Genomic DNA, 21,077 nt, shown 5'->3' with positions numbered 1-21,077 from the left:
ACTTGATATATAAAATTAGATTCTTTAAAAGCACCCTCAATCATAAGTACAATTTGAAGGTGCCTCATAAATTATTGTTGTTGATTGTTTTGATTATCTACGATAACAGGATTTCCTACTTTATTTATAGTAGGTTCTTCATGCTTAAGAGTTTGCTCTATATGTTGAGTTTGTTGTACTTCACGTTTATGAGCAGTAACTTCTCCTGTTACTACTGTATTTTTAGTAACATCAACTCTTTCTTCACTTACAGGAATTCTAATTGATTGTTGCTCCTTTATAGGAGTATCACATACTTGATTGTTTAAAGTTTTTCTGTCAATAACAACTTCTTCATGTGAAACAGGTACATCCATGCACTTATGATCTTCAACAATCTCTTTACCAAGTTCAACTTCGCCTTTTTGCACTTTGTTTTTTGATACATTAATTTCTTCTTTACGGAGTTCAACTCTTGCGTCATTTTTGTCTTGTTTTGTATTACCTGCAGCACTGCTTGTAGCTTTGCTTGAGGTATTCTCATCATCTCCAAATAATCCGCTAAATATTCCCATGATAGGCACCTCCATAAATTTTTATATTTGATACGTTTATATATTTTCCTCATAGCACATTTATTATCCTGTTCGAATGTTGGAAAATAAGAAAGAAATAGTGTAAGAAGATTATGTAAAAATTAAACTTAGTATTTAATAACTCATTGGGTATATTAAAAATAATAATATAGGAGCGTTTTAACCTAATAATTTGAGTTTTTCAGAAACCAGAAAACTTTTTTATAAAAAATTGGTAGTTATAGTTTACAGATAATTAAAATGCTTATATAATTATTTACTGTGAGTAAATGGTTTACTATGTGTAAATCATGATTTGATATAATTTTTGGAGGTGCAACATTGAAAAAAGAGTATAGTCATAAAAAAATTCCTTTATTCATACTTATGCTTAACCTTTTTATAGCATTGCTAGGACAAGGTATGGTTATTCCTATATTGCCTGATTATCTTAAACAATTTAATGCAGCAGGTTCTGCAGCTGGTTATTTAGTGGCAGCTTTTGGAGCAGCACAATTCTTGTTTTCTCCTATAGGTGGAAGACTTTCAGATATGTACGGTAGAAAAAAACTTATATTATCGGGACTGTTTCTTACAGTAATCTCAGACTTTATTTTCGCAATTTCACATATGTTAGTTGAGTTATATATAGCAAGGTTTATTGGTGGAATAGGACTCGGAATAATGGTTCCATCGGTCCTAGCTTACGTAGCAGATGTTACCACAAAAGAAACTAGAGCAAAAGGCATGGGATACTTAAGCGCATCCATGAATCTTGGAATGGTAATTGGACCTGGGATAGGCGGCATTATCGCACAATTCGGAATAAGAGTTCCTTATTTTTTTGCATCAGGATTAGGACTTATAGCAACTATTTTAACAATTTTGCTACCGGAAACACTTTCTTTAGAAAAAAGAAAGACTTTAAAACCAAAAGAAAAACAGGAGTCCATTGTAAAGCAACTGAAAGAATCTGTACATACTCCTTATTTTAAATATCTTTTATTAATATTTGTCATGACTTTTGGATTAGTAAATTATGAAACTGTATATTCATTATATGTACAACAGAGGTACGGTTTTGCAGCTGATAAAATATCTATTTTGATAACTTTAGGGGCTGTAATTGGAATCATAACTCAAGTAGGACTAATAGAAAAAGCTATTAAGATTTTTGGAGAATATAGACTTGTAAGGTTTTCCTTATTTATATCAGCTGTAGCATTGCTCTTAATGCTTATAAAAGTTAATTTTGTATACCTCTTAGGAATATCTTCAATATTTTTCGCGTTTAATTCCTTTTTGAGACCAACGGTAAATACTTTGTTAGCTAATGAAGCAGGTGATCAGCAAGGATTTGTTTCAGGACTGAATACTACCTATACAAGTATAGGTAATGTTATAGGACCAATAATGGCTGGAAACTTATTTGACAGTCATATAAATTTACCATATACTGTGGGTAGTTTCATACTTATCGGAGCCATATTTTTGACTAAAAATAAGAAGAAAATTGATATAAATGAGGTAGTTAAAAATGAGTGAATCATGGCACAAAAGCTTAAAAAATAAGAACCGTGCGGAGATAATAGCAGCTGGCAGAGAGCTTTTTCTAAAGAATAATTTTATAAATGTAAATATTAAAGATGTATGTACACAAGCAGGAGTGAGCAGAGTAACTTTTTATAAGCATTTTAAATCAATAGACGAGCTGATATTTGAAGTGCAAATAGATATTTTAGAGTGTATGACTGGCGCTATATCAGAAGCTGGTAGAGTTGGAAATACTGGATTACAAAAACTTAAAAACATGCTTCATGAGTGGGTAAACTTTGCCAGTGAAAATAAGGACCAAATGAAGTTTATAACCTTATTCGATATTTATTATGAAGCATATGATTCAAACGAAGAATTAAAAATGAAATATGAAAACTTTACTAAACTAGAAGGTAACAATTTTTTAGATAATATTATACGTAGTGGTATTGAAGATAGGTCTTTTAAAAAAGATATTGATATAGTAAAAACTGGGTTTTATATATTTCAAACAATGATGGGAGTATTGCAGAGGGTGAGTTATACAAAAATACCAGTTACTTGCGAGGGAATAACTTCAGACGATATAGTACTATCAATTATAGATATGATTATAAATTCTATAAAAAATGAGAAAAATGATTAGGATTTCGCTTTATAGAGGCAAGTAAACTATTTATGTGAATTTTAAGCATAAATTTAAAGTTTATTCGAAGCTAAGGATTGAAGAGGTTTGTTTGCGACAAGGGATAGGAAAAAAAATTGGATTATATAAATTAAGGGACTCTAATGCTGAGTCCCTTGATTTATTATTTTAAGTTCAAGGACTGAAGTAGTTTATCTGATAAAGAGGAATAGATTAACAAGCTTTAATATACAATGCTTAGTTAGACTTTATTTGAAACCGATCTATATATAGTTAAATTTTAATTGCTCAATTATTTAAATAGAAATAAACTCTGATAAGTTAAGATCTCTAATCACATTATGATTTTCTGTTTTTCCAATAACATTAATTGACTTTATGCTTAAATTATTATCAAGGTATAGAGCCCATAATCGTATACCGTTTATTGAGATAAGTTCAGGGTTAATAATTTTATCATTTACCTTAATTTCTACTTTCGATATGTTATTATCAGCAACATATCCTGTGATTAGCCTTATTTTATCATTTAGGCTATAGTATCCGCTGGATAACTCAGAACTTCCACCATGTCCGCCAAAAGTTGTATCAATACACTTCCATCCAAATAGAGTCCTTTTTACGTATGCATGATTTAATGAAAAGCCTTTTGAATTAATGCTGCCATCTGTGAATACAATTACTTTACCATCATAATAATCTTTTGCACTTACAATTTGATTGACCTTAGAACCAGATCTTTCAATTGCACTTACTACTGTTGATGAGCTTTGATTTTTTATAGTAATAAAGCCAATTATTGAACCTGCAATTAGTATTGAAATTAAAATGAAAAATATCTTTCTCATGTTTCACTCCTTTGAGAATAAACTTTATTTTATTGCTACTTAAGTCATAATAAAACTGATATAACAATTGCTTAGAGAGAATTAATGCTAACACATTTATTAATTAGTTCTCTGCTTATATACTAATTTAAAGTTCTTAGATTATTTGTGGATTTTATAAGATAGACAGAAAGACGTATGTTTGCAAATTTTTTGTATGTTATCCAATTGTTATAGTGTATAATTATTTAATAAGAAATATAGCTGTCAACTATATGTTGAAATATATTTTTAGAAAATAAAACCGTATAGTCAATTGCATGTTAAATTTATATATATTTTTTAAAAATATACATAAATTAAGAATTCATAATAAAACCTTAATTTAAGATTATCATAGTAGCTTAATTAAATAAACAGCTTATTTGTCAGTATTAGGAAAATAAATTATTTTGAGATTGCTTACTAAATTTATGTATTATCTCATAATAATAATAATAAAACAAGGAGGAGTATATGAATAAAAAGTTATACAAATCAAATTCTAATCGGATGCTTGCAGGAGTTTGTGGTGGAATAGCTGAATTCTTTGATATCGATGCAACAATTGTACGTGTGCTATGGGTAATATTTGGGCTAGCAGCAGGAAGTGGAATCTTAGCATATATACTGTGTGCATTTATAATACCAAGTGGAGATTAAATAACAATAAGTCTTTTGAGTCATTTCGATTTCAGAAGACTTTTCAATTTAAGAGTATAAAAGCTAAGGAGATAAACCAATGAATGATGTAATTGAAAGAATACGAAAATTTAGAAATGACAGAGATTGGTCGCAATTTCACACACCTGAAAATTTGGCTAAAGCTATAAACATAGAAGCAGCAGAACTTTTAGAACATTTTCTTTGGGATAATAATTATAATAAAGAAGAGGTATGTGATGAGCTTGCTGATGTTCTTGTTTATTGCATACATATGGCTGACGCTTTAGATGTAAATATTGAAGATGTAATAAATAAGAAGATGAATAAAAATGAGAAGAAATATCCGGTGGAGAAGGCTAAAGGCAATAGTAAGAAATATACTGAATTGTAAAGAAAAGTTGTGTTTGAGTTGTATTAAAACTGGGATAATTTCTTGTTATATTTATTAGTGCTTACAATTTAATTTATGAGGAAACTTCAATAAGTTCCTTTGTTTGTTCTAGAGCTTTTTATTGAGATACAGTAAAAAATAAAACTTATTTGCCTGCCAAGTTTTCCTCATATACATTCGAAAAGGCAGATGCGTTAAAAAAACTCACTGAAGAAAGTCGCGTCAGTGAGCTTTTTTGGTAAAAGATAAATATATGATTGCAAATATAATACATGCTGTACCAAGCCATTGAAAAATTCCTAAATTAACATGTAACCAAAATACTGATAAAAAAGCAGCAGATAATGGTTCAATAGAAGAAAGTATGCTTACCTCTATTGGTTTTATATACTTTAAGCTTTCTAAGTAGCAACAAAAAGCAATAAGTGTACCAAATAGTACGACGAATATAATAGCTAGAATTGAGCTTACGGACCATTGGCCTGTACTAACCCAAGGCTTTTGAATAAAGCTAAATCCAATTCCCCCAATGAACATTCCCCAGCCAACTACAGTTATTGAATCATATCTAGCAAGAAGATAAACTGGTTGTAAGGTGTAAAAAGCAGCTGCAAAAGCTGAAGTTACTCCCCAGAACAATGCTATCTTAGAAATAGATAAGGTGCTAACATTACCTTTAGTGATTATTAGAAATGTACCAAGTATTGTTAAGCTAATTGCTATGATTTCTTTTGAACTTGGAGCTTTTTTTGTTCTGATAGTCATATAGAAGATTATTATAACTGGATACAAATATTGAAGTATAGTAGCCGTTGCAGCATTACCATGTTTTATAGCTGCAAAATATGTATACTGTACCCCCAACATTCCTATAAGTGCAAAACATATAAGGTTGAAAATCGTATATTTTGAGCTCCAGATCTTTCGAACATTCTTGTTGCCTCTTAAAGTAGCAAATGACAATAAAACAATTCCAGAGATTAATAGACGGATTACTACAAGCCATTCTGGACTGAAACCTTTCTGCTGAAACAAGTATTGGGCCACAGTACCGGATACTCCCCACAGCATAGTTGAAAAAATTACGAGCACAAATCCCTTTATCCTAGGTTGAGGTTTCATTATATTTTCACTCCTTATGTCTTATTATATAGGTGAACCACTTCATAATTAAACTTCTATTTTCAAATTCTCATCTCAGAACCCAGAGGAGTTTTGAAAATAGATTTAGGATTGAATTGGTTCATCTTTAGATATACCAGTTCCAAATAAAATCTATTTATCGGATAAAATACAATTAATAGCTAAAAGTTATTTTGAGTTTTAATGGTTGTACAAATTTTATGTTAAATTTATAAAATTTCTGCTAGTTATGGATGTACCACTTCGTAATAAAACATATTATTTTTAAATTCTCTCACTAGAAGCCGTGAGAGTTTTAAAAATAGATTTCGGTTCGAAGTGGTACATCTATAGATAAAATTTAAAGCTGAAAAATACCTTCAAATAACAAGTATACACAAATATATTACTTTACTCAAATAAATATTTAATAAATGTATTGTCACTTTCAATGGATTAAAGTTTAAAATAAATATAAAAAGATATGCATGTGAGAATAGTTTTAAATCAATCAAGCAAATGATGTTATCTATTTGAAGCTTATAATAATAACATCATTTGCTTAATTTTATTGTTCTTGAAGTGAGACTAAAGGAACTTCTTGTGATCCTGTAGGTTGATTAAGGGGATGTATATAAGCGATTTCTTTGTTATCGTCTATTTTTTCAATATAAATTTGTTCACCTTCATATGTAACATTAATAACATCAGGCGAGGAAAGAATTTCTTCTGCACGTTTTCTATCCATATTAACACCTCCTTTAAAAATAAATTACAAAAGTAGCATTTGCTTATGAAGGATTAAATATTCTTTAATCTATGGAAAGATTCCATTAGTTACCTTAAGGTAACTAACAAACTTAAAAGTACGTGCTTGCAAATGTATGTTCGCTAAATTATTATATAAATATAAGATTTTTTAGAAATTCAATCTAAGGATATACTAAAAAGCATAAGTAAATTTTATTTTTTAAAAGAATGGTATAGATTATAAAGAAATCTAAATATAATTTATAAAGAAATTTTAAGAAATAAAAGTCCTGCATCTATATATATAGATAAACCAGTTCTAAATGCAATCTTTATTTGGATAAATTCTAATATTAAGTAGTTTATCTATATTTGTATAAAGTGAGAAGAAAATTTATAAAGTCACTTGACCAAGTAGCAGTAATCTTTAGTAATAAAATTAAATAAAACAGTAGGGCTTATATGGTAAGTGAAAGTATAAGTAAGGAGTAAATTAGATGATTAAATTTGAAAATGTATCTAAGTATTATGATAATGGAAATAAAGCAGTTGATTCTTTGAACTTAACTATTAAGGAAGGAGAATTTTTTGTGCTTATAGGGCCAAGTGGATGTGGTAAAACAACTACGCTTAAGATGATTAATCGTTTGATTGATTTAAGTGAAGGAACGATTTATCTAGATGGCAAGAAAATAAGCGAATACAATATTCATGAACTCAGATGGAATATAGGATATGTATTACAACAAATAGCACTATTTCCACATATGACTATTGAAGAAAACATAGCAATAGTCCCTGAATTGAAGAAATGGGACAAGAAAAAAATTAATAATAAAATAACTGATCTTTTAGAAAGTGTAGGACTCGAGCCAGAAAAGTATAGGCATAGAAAACCATCAGAGCTTTCTGGTGGTGAACAACAGAGAGTAGGAGTGGTCCGCGCCTTAGCAGCTGATCCAAATATTATCTTAATGGACGAACCATTCAGTGCATTAGATCCCATTAGCCGCAAAAAGTTGCAGCAGGATATGGGGAAGCTTAAGAAGAAAATAAATAAAACCATTGTATTTGTAACTCATGATATGCAAGAGGCTTTAGCACTTGGAGATAGGATTTGTATAATGCAAGAAGGAAAGATAGTTCAATGTGATACGCCAGAAGCAATTATTAAAAATCCTAAAAATGATTTTGTAAGAAACTTTTTTAAATCTGGAAATGTATATAGAACACCACTTTTTGAATCAGATTACAGAGTGAAGGATTTGATAGAGGAACATCTATATGAGAATACTGATGATAAGGAAGATACTAATTGTGTCAATACTGAAGAATCACTTGAAAACTTATTTTCACTACTAACAAAAGAAAAAAGCATTAAAATAGAGCAAAATGGAAGATTTATAGGAACTTTAAATATGGAACATTTGGTTAAGTTTGTAGCTAATAAGCTTGAAAAGGATGGTGAAATATAATGAATACATTTTTTTCAACGCTTTTAGAACGAAAAGGTCAGTTAGGTACAGCATTACTTCAACATATGCAAATTTCATTTATAGCTATATTTATTGCAGTAATCCTAGCTGTGCCACTTGGGATATATATAACAAAACATAAGCGTTTTGGTGAGATAACTATACAAATAGCAGCTGTTTTTCAGACAATACCTTCTCTCGCTTTACTTGGAGTTCTTATTCCATTAGTAGGTATTGGCAAGGTTCCGGCGGTAATTGCCTTGGTGATTTATGCTATTTTACCTATACTAAGAAATACTTATACTGGTATTAAAGAAATTAATCCTGCTTTAATTGAAGCTGCTGATGCTATGGGAATGAATAGTAGTAAAAAACTTTTTAAAGTTCAACTACCATTGGCGATGCCTGTTATAATGGCTGGTATAAGAACTTCAATGGTAATGATTATTGGAACAGCAACACTAGCTGCTTTAATTGGAGCAGGTGGTCTAGGAGATTTGATTCTTCTTGGAATAGATCGTAATAATAATAGTCTTATTCTGATTGGAGCAATCCCAGCGGCTTTGCTTGCAATTTTGTTTGACGTAGTACTACGTTATCTTGAAAAATCTACATTAAAAAAATCAGTTGTAGCAGTTGGAGTAGCTATTATTATGACGTTAACTATTATTTTAGTTCCATACTTAAGTACACAAAAAAATGAGATTATAATAGCAGGAAAATTAGGTTCTGAGCCAGAGATTTTGATCAATATGTATAAATTAATGCTTGAAGATGAAACAAGTTTACATGTTACACTTAAGCCTGGCATGGGAAAAACTAGCTTTTTATTTAATGCACTTAAATCAGGCGATATTGATATATATCCTGAATTTACAGGTACTGCTCTTGAAACTTTTGTAAAGGAAAATGCAAAAAGTCATAATCCACAAGAGGTTTATGAGCAGGCACGTGTTGGTATGGAAAAGAACTTCAATATGGAACTTTTAAAACCTATGAAATACAATAATACTTATGCTATTGCAGTATCTCCAGAACTTGCAAAAGAATACAAACTAAATAAAATATCTGATTTAAAAAATATTGAGAAACAGCTTAAGGTAGGATTTACTCTTGAGTTTTCTGATAGAGATGATGGATATAAAGGACTTCAAAAAGTATATTCTGTAAACTTTAATAATTTAAAAACAATGGAACCTAAATTAAGATATAATGCGATAAAATCAGGAGACATAAATCTTTTAGACGCTTACTCTACTGATAGTGAAATTGTTCAGTACAACCTAAAGGTATTAGAAGATGATAAGCAATTCTTCCCACCATATCAAGGTGCGCCACTTATGCTAGAAAGCACTCTTAAGAAACATCCTGAGATAAGCAGTGTTCTTAATAAATTATCAGGTAAGATAACTGATGATGAAATGGCTAAAATGAATTATGAAGTAAATGTAGAAGGAAAAACAGCTCAAGAAGTCGCAAAGAGTTATCTGGAAAAAGAAGGATTGCTCAAATAAATTTTAGAATTAGGCGCTGTTAAAGCACCGTGTTGAAATTGATTGGTTAATCATCCGACGCTCTTTAGATGAACAACTCTATAATTGAATTTATATTTTTAGGAGTAGAGTCGTTCATCCTTAATGAGCTTACGCAAAGAATTAATATGATTTTGTCATATTCCATGGCTAAAACTGTAAACTCACTACGTTCGAACAGTACAGTTTTTTAACGCCATTCCATCTGAAAAAATCATTTAATTCTAGTTACTCGCTCATATAGCGTCTCCTGTATAACCAATAAATTTCAACAATATTCTTAAACATAGCTTAGAATTAAAGCATTTTAGAAGAGTAATTATATTGATTTTTTGTATATAAATATGCACAACTTTGCTCTTAAAACTATTTATAAAGTTATATATATTTAGAGGATTCACTTATTGAAGTGAATCCTTTTTAAATGCAGAGGAAAGTGCAAGATGTTAATTTATATAGATAAACTACTTCATATTAGAATCTATCCTAGTAGTCTAATGATCGAAGTAGTTTATCAGTTCAACGAAATAGATAATCCAGTTCTATCTAATAAAACTAGGTAATACTTCTGTTAACTATTAATGATAATAGGATTATCAAATATATACTCTATTTAGAACTGGTTTATCTATAAACTATTTTAAAATAGAATATTAAATTTATTTAGCCTTTATATATAAGTGAAAAATTAATCTTGCTTGAGTATCTTACCGAAAATATATCAAGTTTAATGGAAAAATTATTTAAATTTAAAAAATAGATTAAAATTACATTAAAAATCACTTTTTCAGGTCAAACGATGTAGAATGGGCGTGTAGATTAAGATATAATCAAATTGAGAGAAAATTCAGTTTCACTATTTAAATGGAGAATGTGAGATTTTGCTTAAGTTTTAATGCAGGATCTGTTCACTTCTAACTATATAAAAAACAACAAAAGTAAGGAGGATAGGAAAATGAAATCAAGAAAAATCAGCAGCATCTTCATTGCGACTATAGTTATTGTTTCATCCTTTAGTTGGACAACCTATGCAAGTACAAGTACCACAGATACAAACTCTAAGCGGTATATAGTTAAGTTCAAAACCAAAGGCATTGACGGAGGTAAGCTTATTTCAAATTATAGTGGAAAAGTTAAGCGTCAGTTTAAGCATGTGGATGCAGCAGTGGCTGAAATAACACCTCAAAATGCTGCAAAGCTTTTAAAAGACTCAAACGTAGCTTACGTCGAAGTAGATAATGTGGTAAAGGCAGCAGATACTACATTTTCCAACTGGGGAGTAAGTGATGTAAACGCTCCCGCTTCATGGCAATCTGGATTCACTGGAAAAGGTATAAAGGTTGCTGTTATTGATACAGGAGCTGCAACACATTCAGATTTATCCATTACTGGTGGCACAAATGTAATTAGTGGTTCAACAACTACATCTTTTTCTGATGATAATGGACATGGAACACATGTTGCTGGAATTATAGGAGCAAAGGGAGTAAATGGAGGTGTTAAAGGAGTAGCTCCAGATGCATCAATTTATGCAGTAAAAGCACTTGATTCATCAGGTAGTGGATACACTTCTGATATAATTTCAGGGATAGATTGGGCTATTGAAAATAAGATGGATATTATATCAATGAGTCTTGGGTCAAGCCAATCAGATACTTCACTACAGAATGCCGTGGATACAGCGTATAATAGCGGGATATTAGTTGTCGCTGCTGCAGGAAATGATGGAAATTCTGATGGTACTGGAACTAATGTTGAATACCCAGCAAACTACTCTTCAGTAATTGCAGTTGGAGCAGTTGACTCAACAAACACGAGAGCTTATTTTTCTTCTACAGGAAGTAAAGTAGAAGTGAGCGCACCAGGGGTAAATATAACCAGTACTTACTTAAATGGAAGCTATGCTCAAATGAGTGGTACATCTATGGCTACACCTTTTGTGGCAGGAGATTTAGCATTACTTAAGCAAAAGTATCCAAGCTATACTAATGTGCAATTGAGAAATTTATTAGATAGTAATATAGTCGACTTAGGTGTTAGTGGAAGAGATTCTTTTTATGGATTTGGTTTGATACAAGCACCAAGTAGTACAGCAACAGTTACTGCACCAAGTAAGCCAATGGCAAGTATTCCAGGTGGATCTTATACTTCGAGTCAGGCAATAGCATTAAGTGATGTAACACCAAGTGTGTCAATATATTATACAATTGATGGGACAACCCCTACTGCACAAAGTAATTTATATACTAATCCTATAGCAATAGGATCAACTACAACACTAAAGGCTGTGGCTATAGACGGTAGTGGGAATTCCTCAGAAGTGCTTAGTAATACTTATACAATTACTTCACCGGTTATATTGCCAGCTAAACCAACAGCCAGTGTGCCAGCTGGAAACTATAGTACAAGCCAAACAATAACGTTAAGTGATAAAACAACAGGAGTATCGATTTACTATACTCTTGATGGAACAATACCTACATCGAATAGTACTTTATATTCAGGTGCAATAGCTATAAGTTCAACTAAGACACTTAAAGCAATTGCCATAGATGCTAGCGGTAATGCTTCTGAAGTTATGAGCAATACTTATGTTATAAATGGAACTGTAGCTATCCCTACACCTACAGCAAGTGTTCCTTCAGGTACATATAAGGCACCTTTGTTTATTAAGCTTTACGATAGATATTCAAAACCACTTAAAGCTTTTTATACAATAGATGGAAGTACTCCAACAACTAAGAGTTTACCTTACATGGGATACATTAATATAACAGCCTCTTGTACACTAAAGGTTATAGCTGCAGATTATAATGGAAATGTATCAGGAGTATTGAGTAATCAATATACTATAATAAAACCTCCTGCAGAACCAATAGTGAATGTTAGAAGTGGTATATATAACAAACCTCAGACTATTACATTAAGTGATAGTACACCGGGAGTAACAATTTATTATACTCTTGACGGAACTAGACCTACAACAAATAGTTCTGTTTATAAAGGAGCCATAACTATAAGTAAAACAGCGGTTCTTAAAGCAATTGCAGTAGATGCTTCGGGAAATACATCAAATATAACTTCTTTATTTTATATTATTTTTGGAAGATAGTTTAGGCAGTTGTTTATCTATATCATCAAAATTAAAAGTGAATAAAATCTTGACCCAAGATTAGAATGTGGACAGGCGATAATAACATATTAAAGAGGAAATGATTCGTAAAAACAACGAGATAAGTCAATGATTATATAACAATCATTGGCTTATCTTTTTGCGTTTAAAATCAGTGCTAAAATTAAGATATCTTTTGGGTATTTGTTTCAATATGCAGTGAAAAGAAATAAAGTAGTAAGTTTTTCAAAAATAGAAAATTATCATTTTATAATCCAAAGAATCACTTGGGATTATGTGATATAATTACAAATAATTAATAGATTATAAGAATGAAGGGATAGTTTAATGAAGTTAATATATGGTACATATAATCCATCAAAGCTGACGAGCATGATAAAAATGCTTGATGGACTTAATATTGAAATTACGGGCATTAGCAGTGTTGATTTTAAACTAAGAGAATCTGATGAATCTGGCAAAGATCCATTAGCCAATGCTGTAGAAAAAGCTACTACCTACTTCGAACAGCTTAATAAGCCTGTATTTTCATGTGATACTGGATTGTTCTTTGAAGGAGTAGAAGAAGAAGATCAACCTGGTGTGTTAGTAAAGAGGATACATGGTGAAGATTTATCCTACAGAGAAATGGTTGACTATTATAGCAATTTAGCAGCAAAATATGGAGGTAGACTAACTGCATATTATAAAAATGGTATATGTTTATACATAGATAATGATCATATTTATAAGTATGATGGTGAGGACCTATGTTCTGAGAGGTTTTATATTGCAGACAAGCCTCACAAAAGATATAGAGAAGGATTTCCATTAGATACTTTATCTGTAGATATGGAAACTATGAAATACTATTATGATTTAGAAGATGAAAAAAGTGAAAGCTTAGGCATTATTCCTGGATTTAGAGACTTTTTTATTAGAAGTCTTGGCGATTATTTAAAAACAAAATCTTCATAAAATATATATGTTGAACAATTTTGAAATCTTTAAATAAGAGAGGTTATTATTTTATAATAAGATTTATATTTTCAAAGACTTCTGTGAGAATCTAGGTGAGGTTTGAAAAAAGCTTAAGGATTGAATTAGGACAGCTTTACTTATTGTAATGATTTTTGCATTAGGATATAAAATAAATGGAGGGGAATTTATGAGAAATTGGAGAAAAATTGATAAAGGCGACTATGTAATTATTGTAAATGAAGGTGGAAAAAATGTTGCCTATTCAAAGAATTCAGGTATTAAAATAATTGAGCAAGATGGCTTTGCTTTTAAGAACTTAAGTAAAAGTGGGAGACTTGAAAAATATGAAGATTGGAGACTGCCTGCTAAGGATAGAGCTAAAGATCTAGCAAGTAGACTTAGTATAAAGCAAATAGCAGGCCTTATGCTCTACAGCGGACATCAAGCGGTTTTTAGTAAAAAAGAAAGTTTCTCAAAAGCTTTTGATGGAACTTATGATGGTAAGACTTTTGATGAGACTGATGTGAAAATTACTGATTTGACGGATCAACAAAAAAAGTTTCTTACAGATGACAATCTAAGACATGTACTTATAACAGCAGTGGATGATGCTAAAACAGCAGCAGTGTGGAATAATAATCTGCAAGCGTTTGTTGAAGGGCTTGGTCTTGGAATACCTGTAAATATAAGCAGTGATCCAAGACATACAACTAGTCCAAATGCAGAGTTTAATGCGGGTGCAGGAGGAGATATCTCAAAATGGCCAGAGCCATTAGGACTAGCTGCAACTTTTAGTAGTGAAGAAGTAAGTAAGTTTGGATTTATTGCATCTAAAGAGTATAGGTCGTTAGGAATAGCAACTGCCTTATCACCTCAAGTAGATATAGCAACAGATCCTAGGTGGATGAGATTTAGTGGAACTTTAGGTGAAGATCCAATTTTGGCCCGTGATTTAGCTGAAGCTTATTGTAATGGATTTCAAACTTCTGCTGGAGATAGTGAAACAGAAGATGGATGGGGATATGAGAGCGTAAATGCTATGGTTAAACATTGGCCAGGTGGAGGAAGCTGTGAAAGTGGCAGAGATGCACATTTTGCTTACGGTAAGTATGCTGTTTATCCAGGAGACAACTTTAATGATCACTTAATTCCTTTTACAGAAGGAGCCTTTAAGTTATCAGGTAAAACTAAGAAGGCATCAGCAGTTATGCCTTATTATACAATATCATATGATATTGATAAAAAATATGGTGAAAACGTAGGAAATTCTTTTAGTAAATATATAATTAAGGACTTACTAAGAGAAGAGTATAATTATGATGGAGTTGTTTGTACTGATTGGGGTATAACTAAGGAGAATAATGTAATTGATGGCTTTATATCTGGAAAGAGTTGGGGAGTTGAAAAATTATCTGAGAGTGAAAGACACTTTAAAGTACTCATGGCTGGAGTAGACCAGTTTGGTGGAAATAATGAGGTCTTACCAATTCTTGAAGCTTATGATATGGGAGTAAAAGAATTTGGTGAAGAATACATGAGAGAAAGATTTGAAAAATCAGCTGTAAGATTATTGTTAAATATCTTTAGGACTGGTTTGTTTGAGAATCCTTATGTAGATCCAGAAGAATCTGATATGATAGTTGGCAAAGTTGAATATATGAAAGCGGGATATGAATGTCAGCTTAAGTCTATAGTGATGTTAAAAAATAAAAATCAAACACTTCCAATAAAGGAAAGAAAGAATGTTTATATACCTAAGAGAAGATTAAAGGAAAGTATAGATTGGTTCGGAAACGTAATCCCAGCTAGGGAAATAGAACCAGTAAATAAAGCTATTGTTGAAAAATATTTTAATGTAGTAGACAATGCAGAGGAAGCTGATTTTTCAATAGTTTTTATAGAATCGCCTAAAACAGTGGGATATTCTAAGAAAGAGGGATATGTACCTATAAGTTTACAATACAGACCTTATAAAGCTATAAGTAGCAGAAAAGTGAGTCTAGCAGGTGGTGACCCATTAGAACAATCAAATAATAGATCATATTATGGTAAAACAAATTATGCTACAAATGAAGAAGATTTAGATATAATATTAGAAACTAAAAACTTAATGAGACAAAAACCAGTATTAGTGTCTATAAACATGGGAAATCCAACAGTGTTTGGTGAGTTTGAGGATAAGGTTGATGCAATAGTGGTTGATTTTGGTGTACAAGTTCAAGCTATACTGGATGTTATAAGCGGAAAGCGTAATCCAAGTGGATTATTACCGTTTAACATGCCGAAGGATATGGATAATGTTGAAGAACAGTTTGAAGATGTACCACATGATATGAAATGCTATAAAGATGAATTGGGTAATGAGTATAGTTTTGCTTTTGGACTTAATTTTAATGGTATTATTAATGATGAAAGAGTAAGAAGATATAAAAGAATATAAATCATATTGGATAGACAAAAAAACTGCTATAGAGTATTTAGTAATGTTATAATATAATAGGAAATAGTTTAAAGCCTACATTTATATTTCAACAGAAATTTAGATGCAGGTTTTATATTTGAGTATAATTAAATGTTTTTAAAAACATATCAACTTGTGTGCTAAAGATGAAAATGAAGAAAACAATGATTTAATTTGTAGCTAATGCATAAAAACTTAAGGAGAAATGACATGAAATTATTATTTGACTCAGAAGGTAAAGTAAATTATGACAAACTTGATAAAGATACAACTGTGGAGGATATCTTAAAAGCAATTGATATATTCTTAAACAGCAACCCCCTTCCTTGTGAAGATTGTGAGGAAAGTTGCTGTAAAAAGGCTTGGTCAGTTGAAATAGATAATATCTGTGTTAACAGAATAAGCAACTGGAACAATGAAGATTCTTCAGATTTTGTAAGACAGAGGCTTGTAAAAAAGAGAAATTACTATAGAGAGTTTGACCAATATGTATTAAATAAAGAAAAAAATTGTCATTTCATTACTGAGGAGAACTATTGCACAATTTACGAGCAAAGACCAATAATTTGTAGGTTATATATCTGTATCGATAAAAGTTATAGATATAATGTTGTTAGAGAACTCATTGGAAGCACTTATTTACAGGCCTTAATATTTGAAGAAGAGATGAGAAACAATTCAATTTCAGAGGATTTAATTAAAGAATATAAAAGAAATCCTGCTGTATTTGCAAAGGGGTATGACATAGCTTTGAATGATATATTAAATTATGCTGAAGAAGAAGGCTGGTTATATGATGATGAAAGAGATGAATTATATTAATAAGTATATTTTTAGTATTTTTAAATTGTAAAAAGGATGATCCTTATATAAATAAAAACACTTTTATTAATGATTCAAGCGAAAAATACTTATTCTCACTTGAAAATCTGTATAATATTATATATAATTGATACATAATAACAACATATACAAAAAACAGTGATTATAAAAGCTACGATTTTTGGATTTCTTCAGAGAGCCGATGGTTGGTGCAAATCGGTGAAGTACTAAATCTTTCCACTTTTGGAGCTGTCGGTGATGAATCGAAAGGTTGGTAACCTTTATATTACTTTCGAGTGGCTGAATTTTAACTATTTCAGCAATTTGGGTGGCAACGCGGAGTACTTCCGTCCCATTTTTTATATTTGGGATGGGAGTTTTTTTATTCTTAAGGAAATTATAATCCAATGAGATCTATGGATAAGTATGCATAACAGATTTAATATATAATATTAAGATAAAGAATAAAAGAAGAAGAATATGTATATTTATTCATTATTAATATGTTCTTAATTTAGAGATACCATTAGACATAAATTGTTATAATAAATACAGTATTTAAAGATAGCATTGTAAATTATTAATTATTATCTTACAATGTAAAAGTAACCATTTAGGTAAATGTTTATATTACTGTGCTTTTAAAATATTATAAATAGATAAATGTATCAGGAGGGTAAATTATGTTAGATTTAAGATTTGTAAGGGAAAACCCTGAAATAGTAAAACAAAACATAAAAAATAAGTTTCAAGATAATAAGTTAGGTTTAGTTGATGAAGTTATAGCTTTAGATGCTGAACTAAGAAATGCAAAGCAAGAAGCTGATTCTTTAAGAGCAAATAGAAATAAAATCTCAAAGAGCATTGGTGCATTAATGGCTCAAGGAAAAAAAGAAGAAGCTGAAGAAATGAAAAAACAAGTTGCTGCAAATTCTGCACGTTTGGCAGAACTAGAAGTAAAAGAAGGCGAATTAGAGAAAAATGTTAAGGATATAATGATGATAATTCCAAACATCATAGATCCAAGTGTTCCAATAGGTAAAGATGATAGTGAAAATGTGGAAGTTGAACGTTTTGGTGAGCCAGTAGTACCTGACTTTGAGATTCCATATCACACTGAAATCATGGAAAAACTTAGCGGTATTGATTTAGATAGTGCTAGAAAGGTTGCTGGAAATGGTTTCTACTATCTAATGGGCAATATAGCTAGACTTCATTCTGCAGTTATATCATATGCTAGAGATTTTATGATAAATCGTGGATTTACATATTGTATACCACCTTTCATGATTCGTAGTGAAGTTGTAACAGGTGTTATGAGTTTTGCTGAAATGGATGCAATGATGTATAAAATAGAAGGTGAAGACTTATATCTTATAGGAACAAGTGAGCATTCTATGATAGGTAAGTATATAGATACAATATTACCAGAAGCTTCACTTCCTCATACTTTAACTAGTTACTCACCATGCTTCAGAAAAGAAAAAGGAGCTCATGGAATAGAAGAAAGAGGAGTTTACAGAATTCATCAATTTGAAAAACAAGAAATGATTGTTGTATGTAAACCAGAAGAAAGTATGGATTGGTACAACAAACTATGGAAAGATACAGTTGATTTATTCCGTTCATTAGATATACCAGTGAGAACTTTGGAATGTTGTTCAGGTGACTTAGCTGATCTTAAGGTGAAATCAGTAGATGTAGAAGCTTGGTCTCCAAGACAAAAGAAATACTTTGAAGTAGGAAGCTGCTCAAACTTAGGAGATGCTCAAGCACGTCGTTTAAAAATACGTGTAGATGGTGAAAACGGTAAATATTTTGCACATACACTAAACAATACAGTAGTAGCTCCTCCAAGAATGTTAATTGCGTTCTTAGAGAACAACTTAAATGAAGATGGTTCTATAAACATTCCAGTAGCATTACAACCTTATATGGGTGGAATGGCAGTAATTAAATAATATAAGTAAATGAAGATGTAATAAGGTATTATGTTAATAAAATACCTTGGAGACCCTTTAAAAAGCGGATTTAACCAAATTACATCTATAGATGCAGCATATTCAATGAAAAATTTGATGTGTTGCATTTTTTTATATAAATAATCACCTTAATTTTACATTTTAATCGGTATTTGCACTATGAATATGTATTTACAATATATTGGAAGGTGTATTATAATTTGTACAATAATAATTTCACTAAGCAATTGCGTTGGATATATTGTGGTTGTGATTCAAAGGATATTCCATAAAAAAAGTTTTATAAATTTTAAAAGTCTTGTGCTTTTAGCAAGTAACTTTATAATTATTTTACATTATTTGTAATTTTGTATAAATACAGAAAAAACTTAAATTCAGCTAGATAGCTTTATATTGAATATATTTATAAAAGGGGTAAGGTATGGGAAAGATCAATTTTTCAGAGGTATTTAATATTGATTCTTTTAAAAAAATGTCAGAAAGCCTTTATGAAGCATCCGGAATTCCTGTAGGACTTATTGATGTAGACGGGACAATATATATAAAAACTGGATGGCAAGATATTTGTACAAAATTTCATAGAATTCATCCAAATACTTGTAGCCGCTGCTTGAGTAGCGATAAGTATATAAATGACCATATAAAAGATAGTAGATACATAGAATACAGATGTTTAAACAATATGTGGGATATAGGAGTGCCTATTATCATATATGGACAACATGTAGCTACAATTTTTATGGGGCAATTTTTTTATAAGGATGAAGAAGTTGATGTTGAGTTTTTTAAAAGACAAGCTCGACAATTTAATTTTGATGAGGAAGAGTACATTGCTGCACTAAGTAAAGTTCCTAGATGGACAAGGAAAAAGGTTAAAAGTATCATAGATTATTACTTAGGGCTAGTAACTACTTTAGCTGAAAGTGGATTAAGACATTTAGAGTATGAAAGTTCCCAAAAAGAACTTGCTAAAAATCAGAAATATCTTGATACTATTTTTAATTCAGTAAATGACGCTATATTTATAAATGATTTTAATGGAAACATAGTAGATGCAAACCGTAGATCTTATTTTATGTTTAATTATTCTGAAGATCAACTAAGAAAGATGAATATAATAGACATGATATCATCAAAGTCTGTGATAACAAAAGAAAAGATGCTTCAAATCTTTAATAAAGCTACAAATGCTAGACCTATAGTATTGGAGTGCATCTGTAAGACAAAGAATAATGATGAATTTTGGGCTGAATTTAATATTAGTTCAATTAGATTTGAGGAGAAAGAAGAGATTGTAGTAAGTGTTCGTGATATTACGGATAGGAAGTTAAGTGAACTAGCCTTACAAGAAGAGGCATATGAATTAGAAAATCTAAGAACTGAATTCTTCGCAAACATTTCACATGAGCTAAGAACACCTTTAAACATAATATTTGGTGCTATACAAGTAATCGGAGCAGAAATTGAAAACAAGGAAAAAGCTGTTGATAAGGCAAAAATATTAAACAACTTAAATGTTGAAAAGCAAAATTGTTTTAGATTATTGAGGCTTATAAATAATTTAATAGACTCTACTAAACTTGATTCAGGGTATTTTGAATTAAATATGGTTAATTGTAATATTGTAAATATAGTTGAAGAAATTACTTTATCAGTTGCAGATTATATTAATAATAATAATCTAGATCTTATTTTCGATACCGAGATAGAAGAAAAGATAATGGCTTGTGATTTGGATAAGATTGAAAGAATAATGCTTAACCTCTTATCAAATGCGGTAAAATTCACCCCTGACGGAGGAAAAATTTTTGTGAATATTATCGATGGAGAAGAATACATAACCATTACAGTCGAAGATACTGGAATAGGGATTCCAAGCCAAAAACTAAATATAATATTTGATAGATTTAGGCAAGTAGATAAAACATTTATAAGAAGACATGAAGGTAGTGGAATAGGACTATCTTTAGTGAAATCATTAGTTGAAATGCATAATGGATCTATTTATGCAGAAAGTAAATATGGAATGGGGACTAAGTTTTCAGTGAAACTACCAGTTAAAGTGCTAAGTGAAGGAAGTTTAAGGCAGTGGGATGAGAAGCAAATAAGTACTAAAGAAAACTATGTTGAGAGAATTAAAATTGAGTTTTCGGATATATATAAATAATATCTTAATATACA

The 21,077-nt window shown here is 30.6% G+C and carries 16 protein-coding genes and 1 other annotated feature; of the genes, 12 read left to right on the top strand and 4 right to left on the bottom strand.

Features of this window, described 5'->3' with window-relative positions; translation table 11 throughout:
* Positions 1-71: 71 nt before the first annotated feature.
* Entirely contained in the window at positions 72-554 is a 483-nt protein-coding gene (locus tag OCU55_RS08815; protein ID WP_261851935.1) for a YsnF/AvaK domain-containing protein, read from the bottom strand.
* 342 nt (positions 555-896) lie between these two features.
* Here OCU55_RS08815 and OCU55_RS08810 point away from each other — a divergent pair, with 342 nt between their 5' ends.
* Together OCU55_RS08810 and OCU55_RS08805 are read left to right on the top strand one after the other, a co-directional pair.
* Positions 897-2,099, top strand: a complete 1,203-nt coding sequence (locus OCU55_RS08810; RefSeq protein ID WP_261851934.1) for an MFS transporter — start codon at positions 897-899, stop codon at positions 2,097-2,099.
* Positions 2,092-2,736 carry a TetR/AcrR family transcriptional regulator gene (locus OCU55_RS08805; RefSeq protein WP_261851933.1) on the top strand — a complete coding sequence of 215 codons (645 nt, stop codon included), beginning with the start codon at positions 2,092-2,094 and terminating at the stop codon, positions 2,734-2,736. Before OCU55_RS08810 ends, OCU55_RS08805 begins: the two co-directional genes overlap by 8 nt.
* A 296-nt stretch (positions 2,737-3,032) precedes the next feature.
* On the opposite strand, the gene OCU55_RS08800 is transcribed toward OCU55_RS08805, so the two are convergent.
* A complete protein-coding gene (locus OCU55_RS08800; RefSeq protein WP_261851932.1) occupies positions 3,033-3,584 on the bottom strand; it encodes a hypothetical protein in 552 nt (183 codons plus the stop codon).
* 495 nt (positions 3,585-4,079) lie between these two features.
* Between OCU55_RS08800 and OCU55_RS08795 the strand changes: the two genes are divergently transcribed.
* Together OCU55_RS08795 and OCU55_RS08790 are read left to right on the top strand one after the other, a co-directional pair.
* The gene (locus OCU55_RS08795) at positions 4,080-4,265 is read left to right on the top strand and encodes a PspC domain-containing protein (RefSeq protein WP_183277580.1); all 186 of its coding nucleotides are present in this window, start codon (positions 4,080-4,082) and stop codon (positions 4,263-4,265) included.
* Positions 4,266-4,344: 79 nt separating this feature from the next.
* Positions 4,345-4,659: a nucleotide pyrophosphohydrolase gene (locus OCU55_RS08790; RefSeq protein WP_261851931.1), complete on the top strand. Its 315-nt coding sequence runs from the start codon at positions 4,345-4,347 to the stop codon at positions 4,657-4,659.
* Positions 4,660-4,881: 222 nt separating this feature from the next.
* Here OCU55_RS08790 and OCU55_RS08785 read toward each other — a convergent pair whose 3' ends face one another.
* Positions 4,882-5,781 (bottom strand): DMT family transporter, encoded by a 900-nt coding sequence (locus OCU55_RS08785; RefSeq protein ID WP_261851930.1) that lies wholly within the window; start codon positions 5,779-5,781, stop codon positions 4,882-4,884.
* Between the two features lie 568 nt (positions 5,782-6,349).
* A complete protein-coding gene (locus OCU55_RS08780) occupies positions 6,350-6,529 on the bottom strand; it encodes an H-type small acid-soluble spore protein (RefSeq protein ID WP_261851929.1) in 180 nt (59 codons plus the stop codon).
* A gap of 499 nt (positions 6,530-7,028) precedes the next feature.
* On the opposite strand from OCU55_RS08780, the gene OCU55_RS08775 reads away from it, so the two are divergent.
* The 8 genes from OCU55_RS08775 (at position 7,029) to OCU55_RS08740 (ending at position 21,063) form a co-directional block, all read left to right on the top strand.
* The gene (locus tag OCU55_RS08775) at positions 7,029-8,006 is read left to right on the top strand and encodes an ABC transporter ATP-binding protein (RefSeq protein ID WP_261851928.1); all 978 of its coding nucleotides are present in this window, start codon (positions 7,029-7,031) and stop codon (positions 8,004-8,006) included.
* Complete coding sequence (locus OCU55_RS08770; protein ID WP_261851927.1) at positions 8,006-9,520, top strand: ABC transporter permease/substrate-binding protein; 1,515 nt, start codon at positions 8,006-8,008, stop codon at positions 9,518-9,520. The genes OCU55_RS08775 and OCU55_RS08770 overlap by 1 nt, the downstream gene beginning before the upstream one ends.
* 973 nt (positions 9,521-10,493) lie before the next feature.
* A complete protein-coding gene (locus OCU55_RS08765; RefSeq protein WP_261851926.1) occupies positions 10,494-12,650 on the top strand; it encodes a chitobiase/beta-hexosaminidase C-terminal domain-containing protein in 2,157 nt (718 codons plus the stop codon).
* 348 nt (positions 12,651-12,998) lie between these two features.
* The gene (locus OCU55_RS08760) at positions 12,999-13,628 is read left to right on the top strand and encodes a non-canonical purine NTP pyrophosphatase (protein WP_261851925.1); all 630 of its coding nucleotides are present in this window, start codon (positions 12,999-13,001) and stop codon (positions 13,626-13,628) included.
* Positions 13,629-13,818: 190 nt separating this feature from the next.
* Positions 13,819-16,071 carry a glycoside hydrolase family 3 protein gene (locus OCU55_RS08755; RefSeq protein WP_261851924.1) on the top strand — a complete coding sequence of 751 codons (2,253 nt, stop codon included), beginning with the start codon at positions 13,819-13,821 and terminating at the stop codon, positions 16,069-16,071.
* Between the two features lie 231 nt (positions 16,072-16,302).
* The gene (locus tag OCU55_RS08750; RefSeq protein WP_261851923.1) at positions 16,303-16,914 is read left to right on the top strand and encodes a YkgJ family cysteine cluster protein; all 612 of its coding nucleotides are present in this window, start codon (positions 16,303-16,305) and stop codon (positions 16,912-16,914) included.
* A gap of 153 nt (positions 16,915-17,067) precedes the next feature.
* Positions 17,068-17,272 (top strand) — a binding site (T-box leader).
* 325 nt (positions 17,273-17,597) lie between these two features.
* Entirely contained in the window at positions 17,598-18,875 is a 1,278-nt protein-coding gene (gene serS, locus OCU55_RS08745) for a serine--tRNA ligase (RefSeq protein WP_261851922.1), read from the top strand.
* A 442-nt stretch (positions 18,876-19,317) separates the two neighbouring features.
* Positions 19,318-21,063: a sensor histidine kinase gene (locus tag OCU55_RS08740; protein WP_261851921.1), complete on the top strand. Its 1,746-nt coding sequence runs from the start codon at positions 19,318-19,320 to the stop codon at positions 21,061-21,063.
* Positions 21,064-21,077 lie beyond the last annotated feature (14 nt).

This window comes from Clostridium folliculivorans (genome assembly GCF_024341905.1).
GTDB classification, from domain to species: Bacteria; Bacillota; Clostridia; order Clostridiales; family Clostridiaceae; genus Clostridium_AR; species Clostridium_AR folliculivorans.
This window is presented reverse-complemented; position numbering and strand designations above follow the sequence as displayed.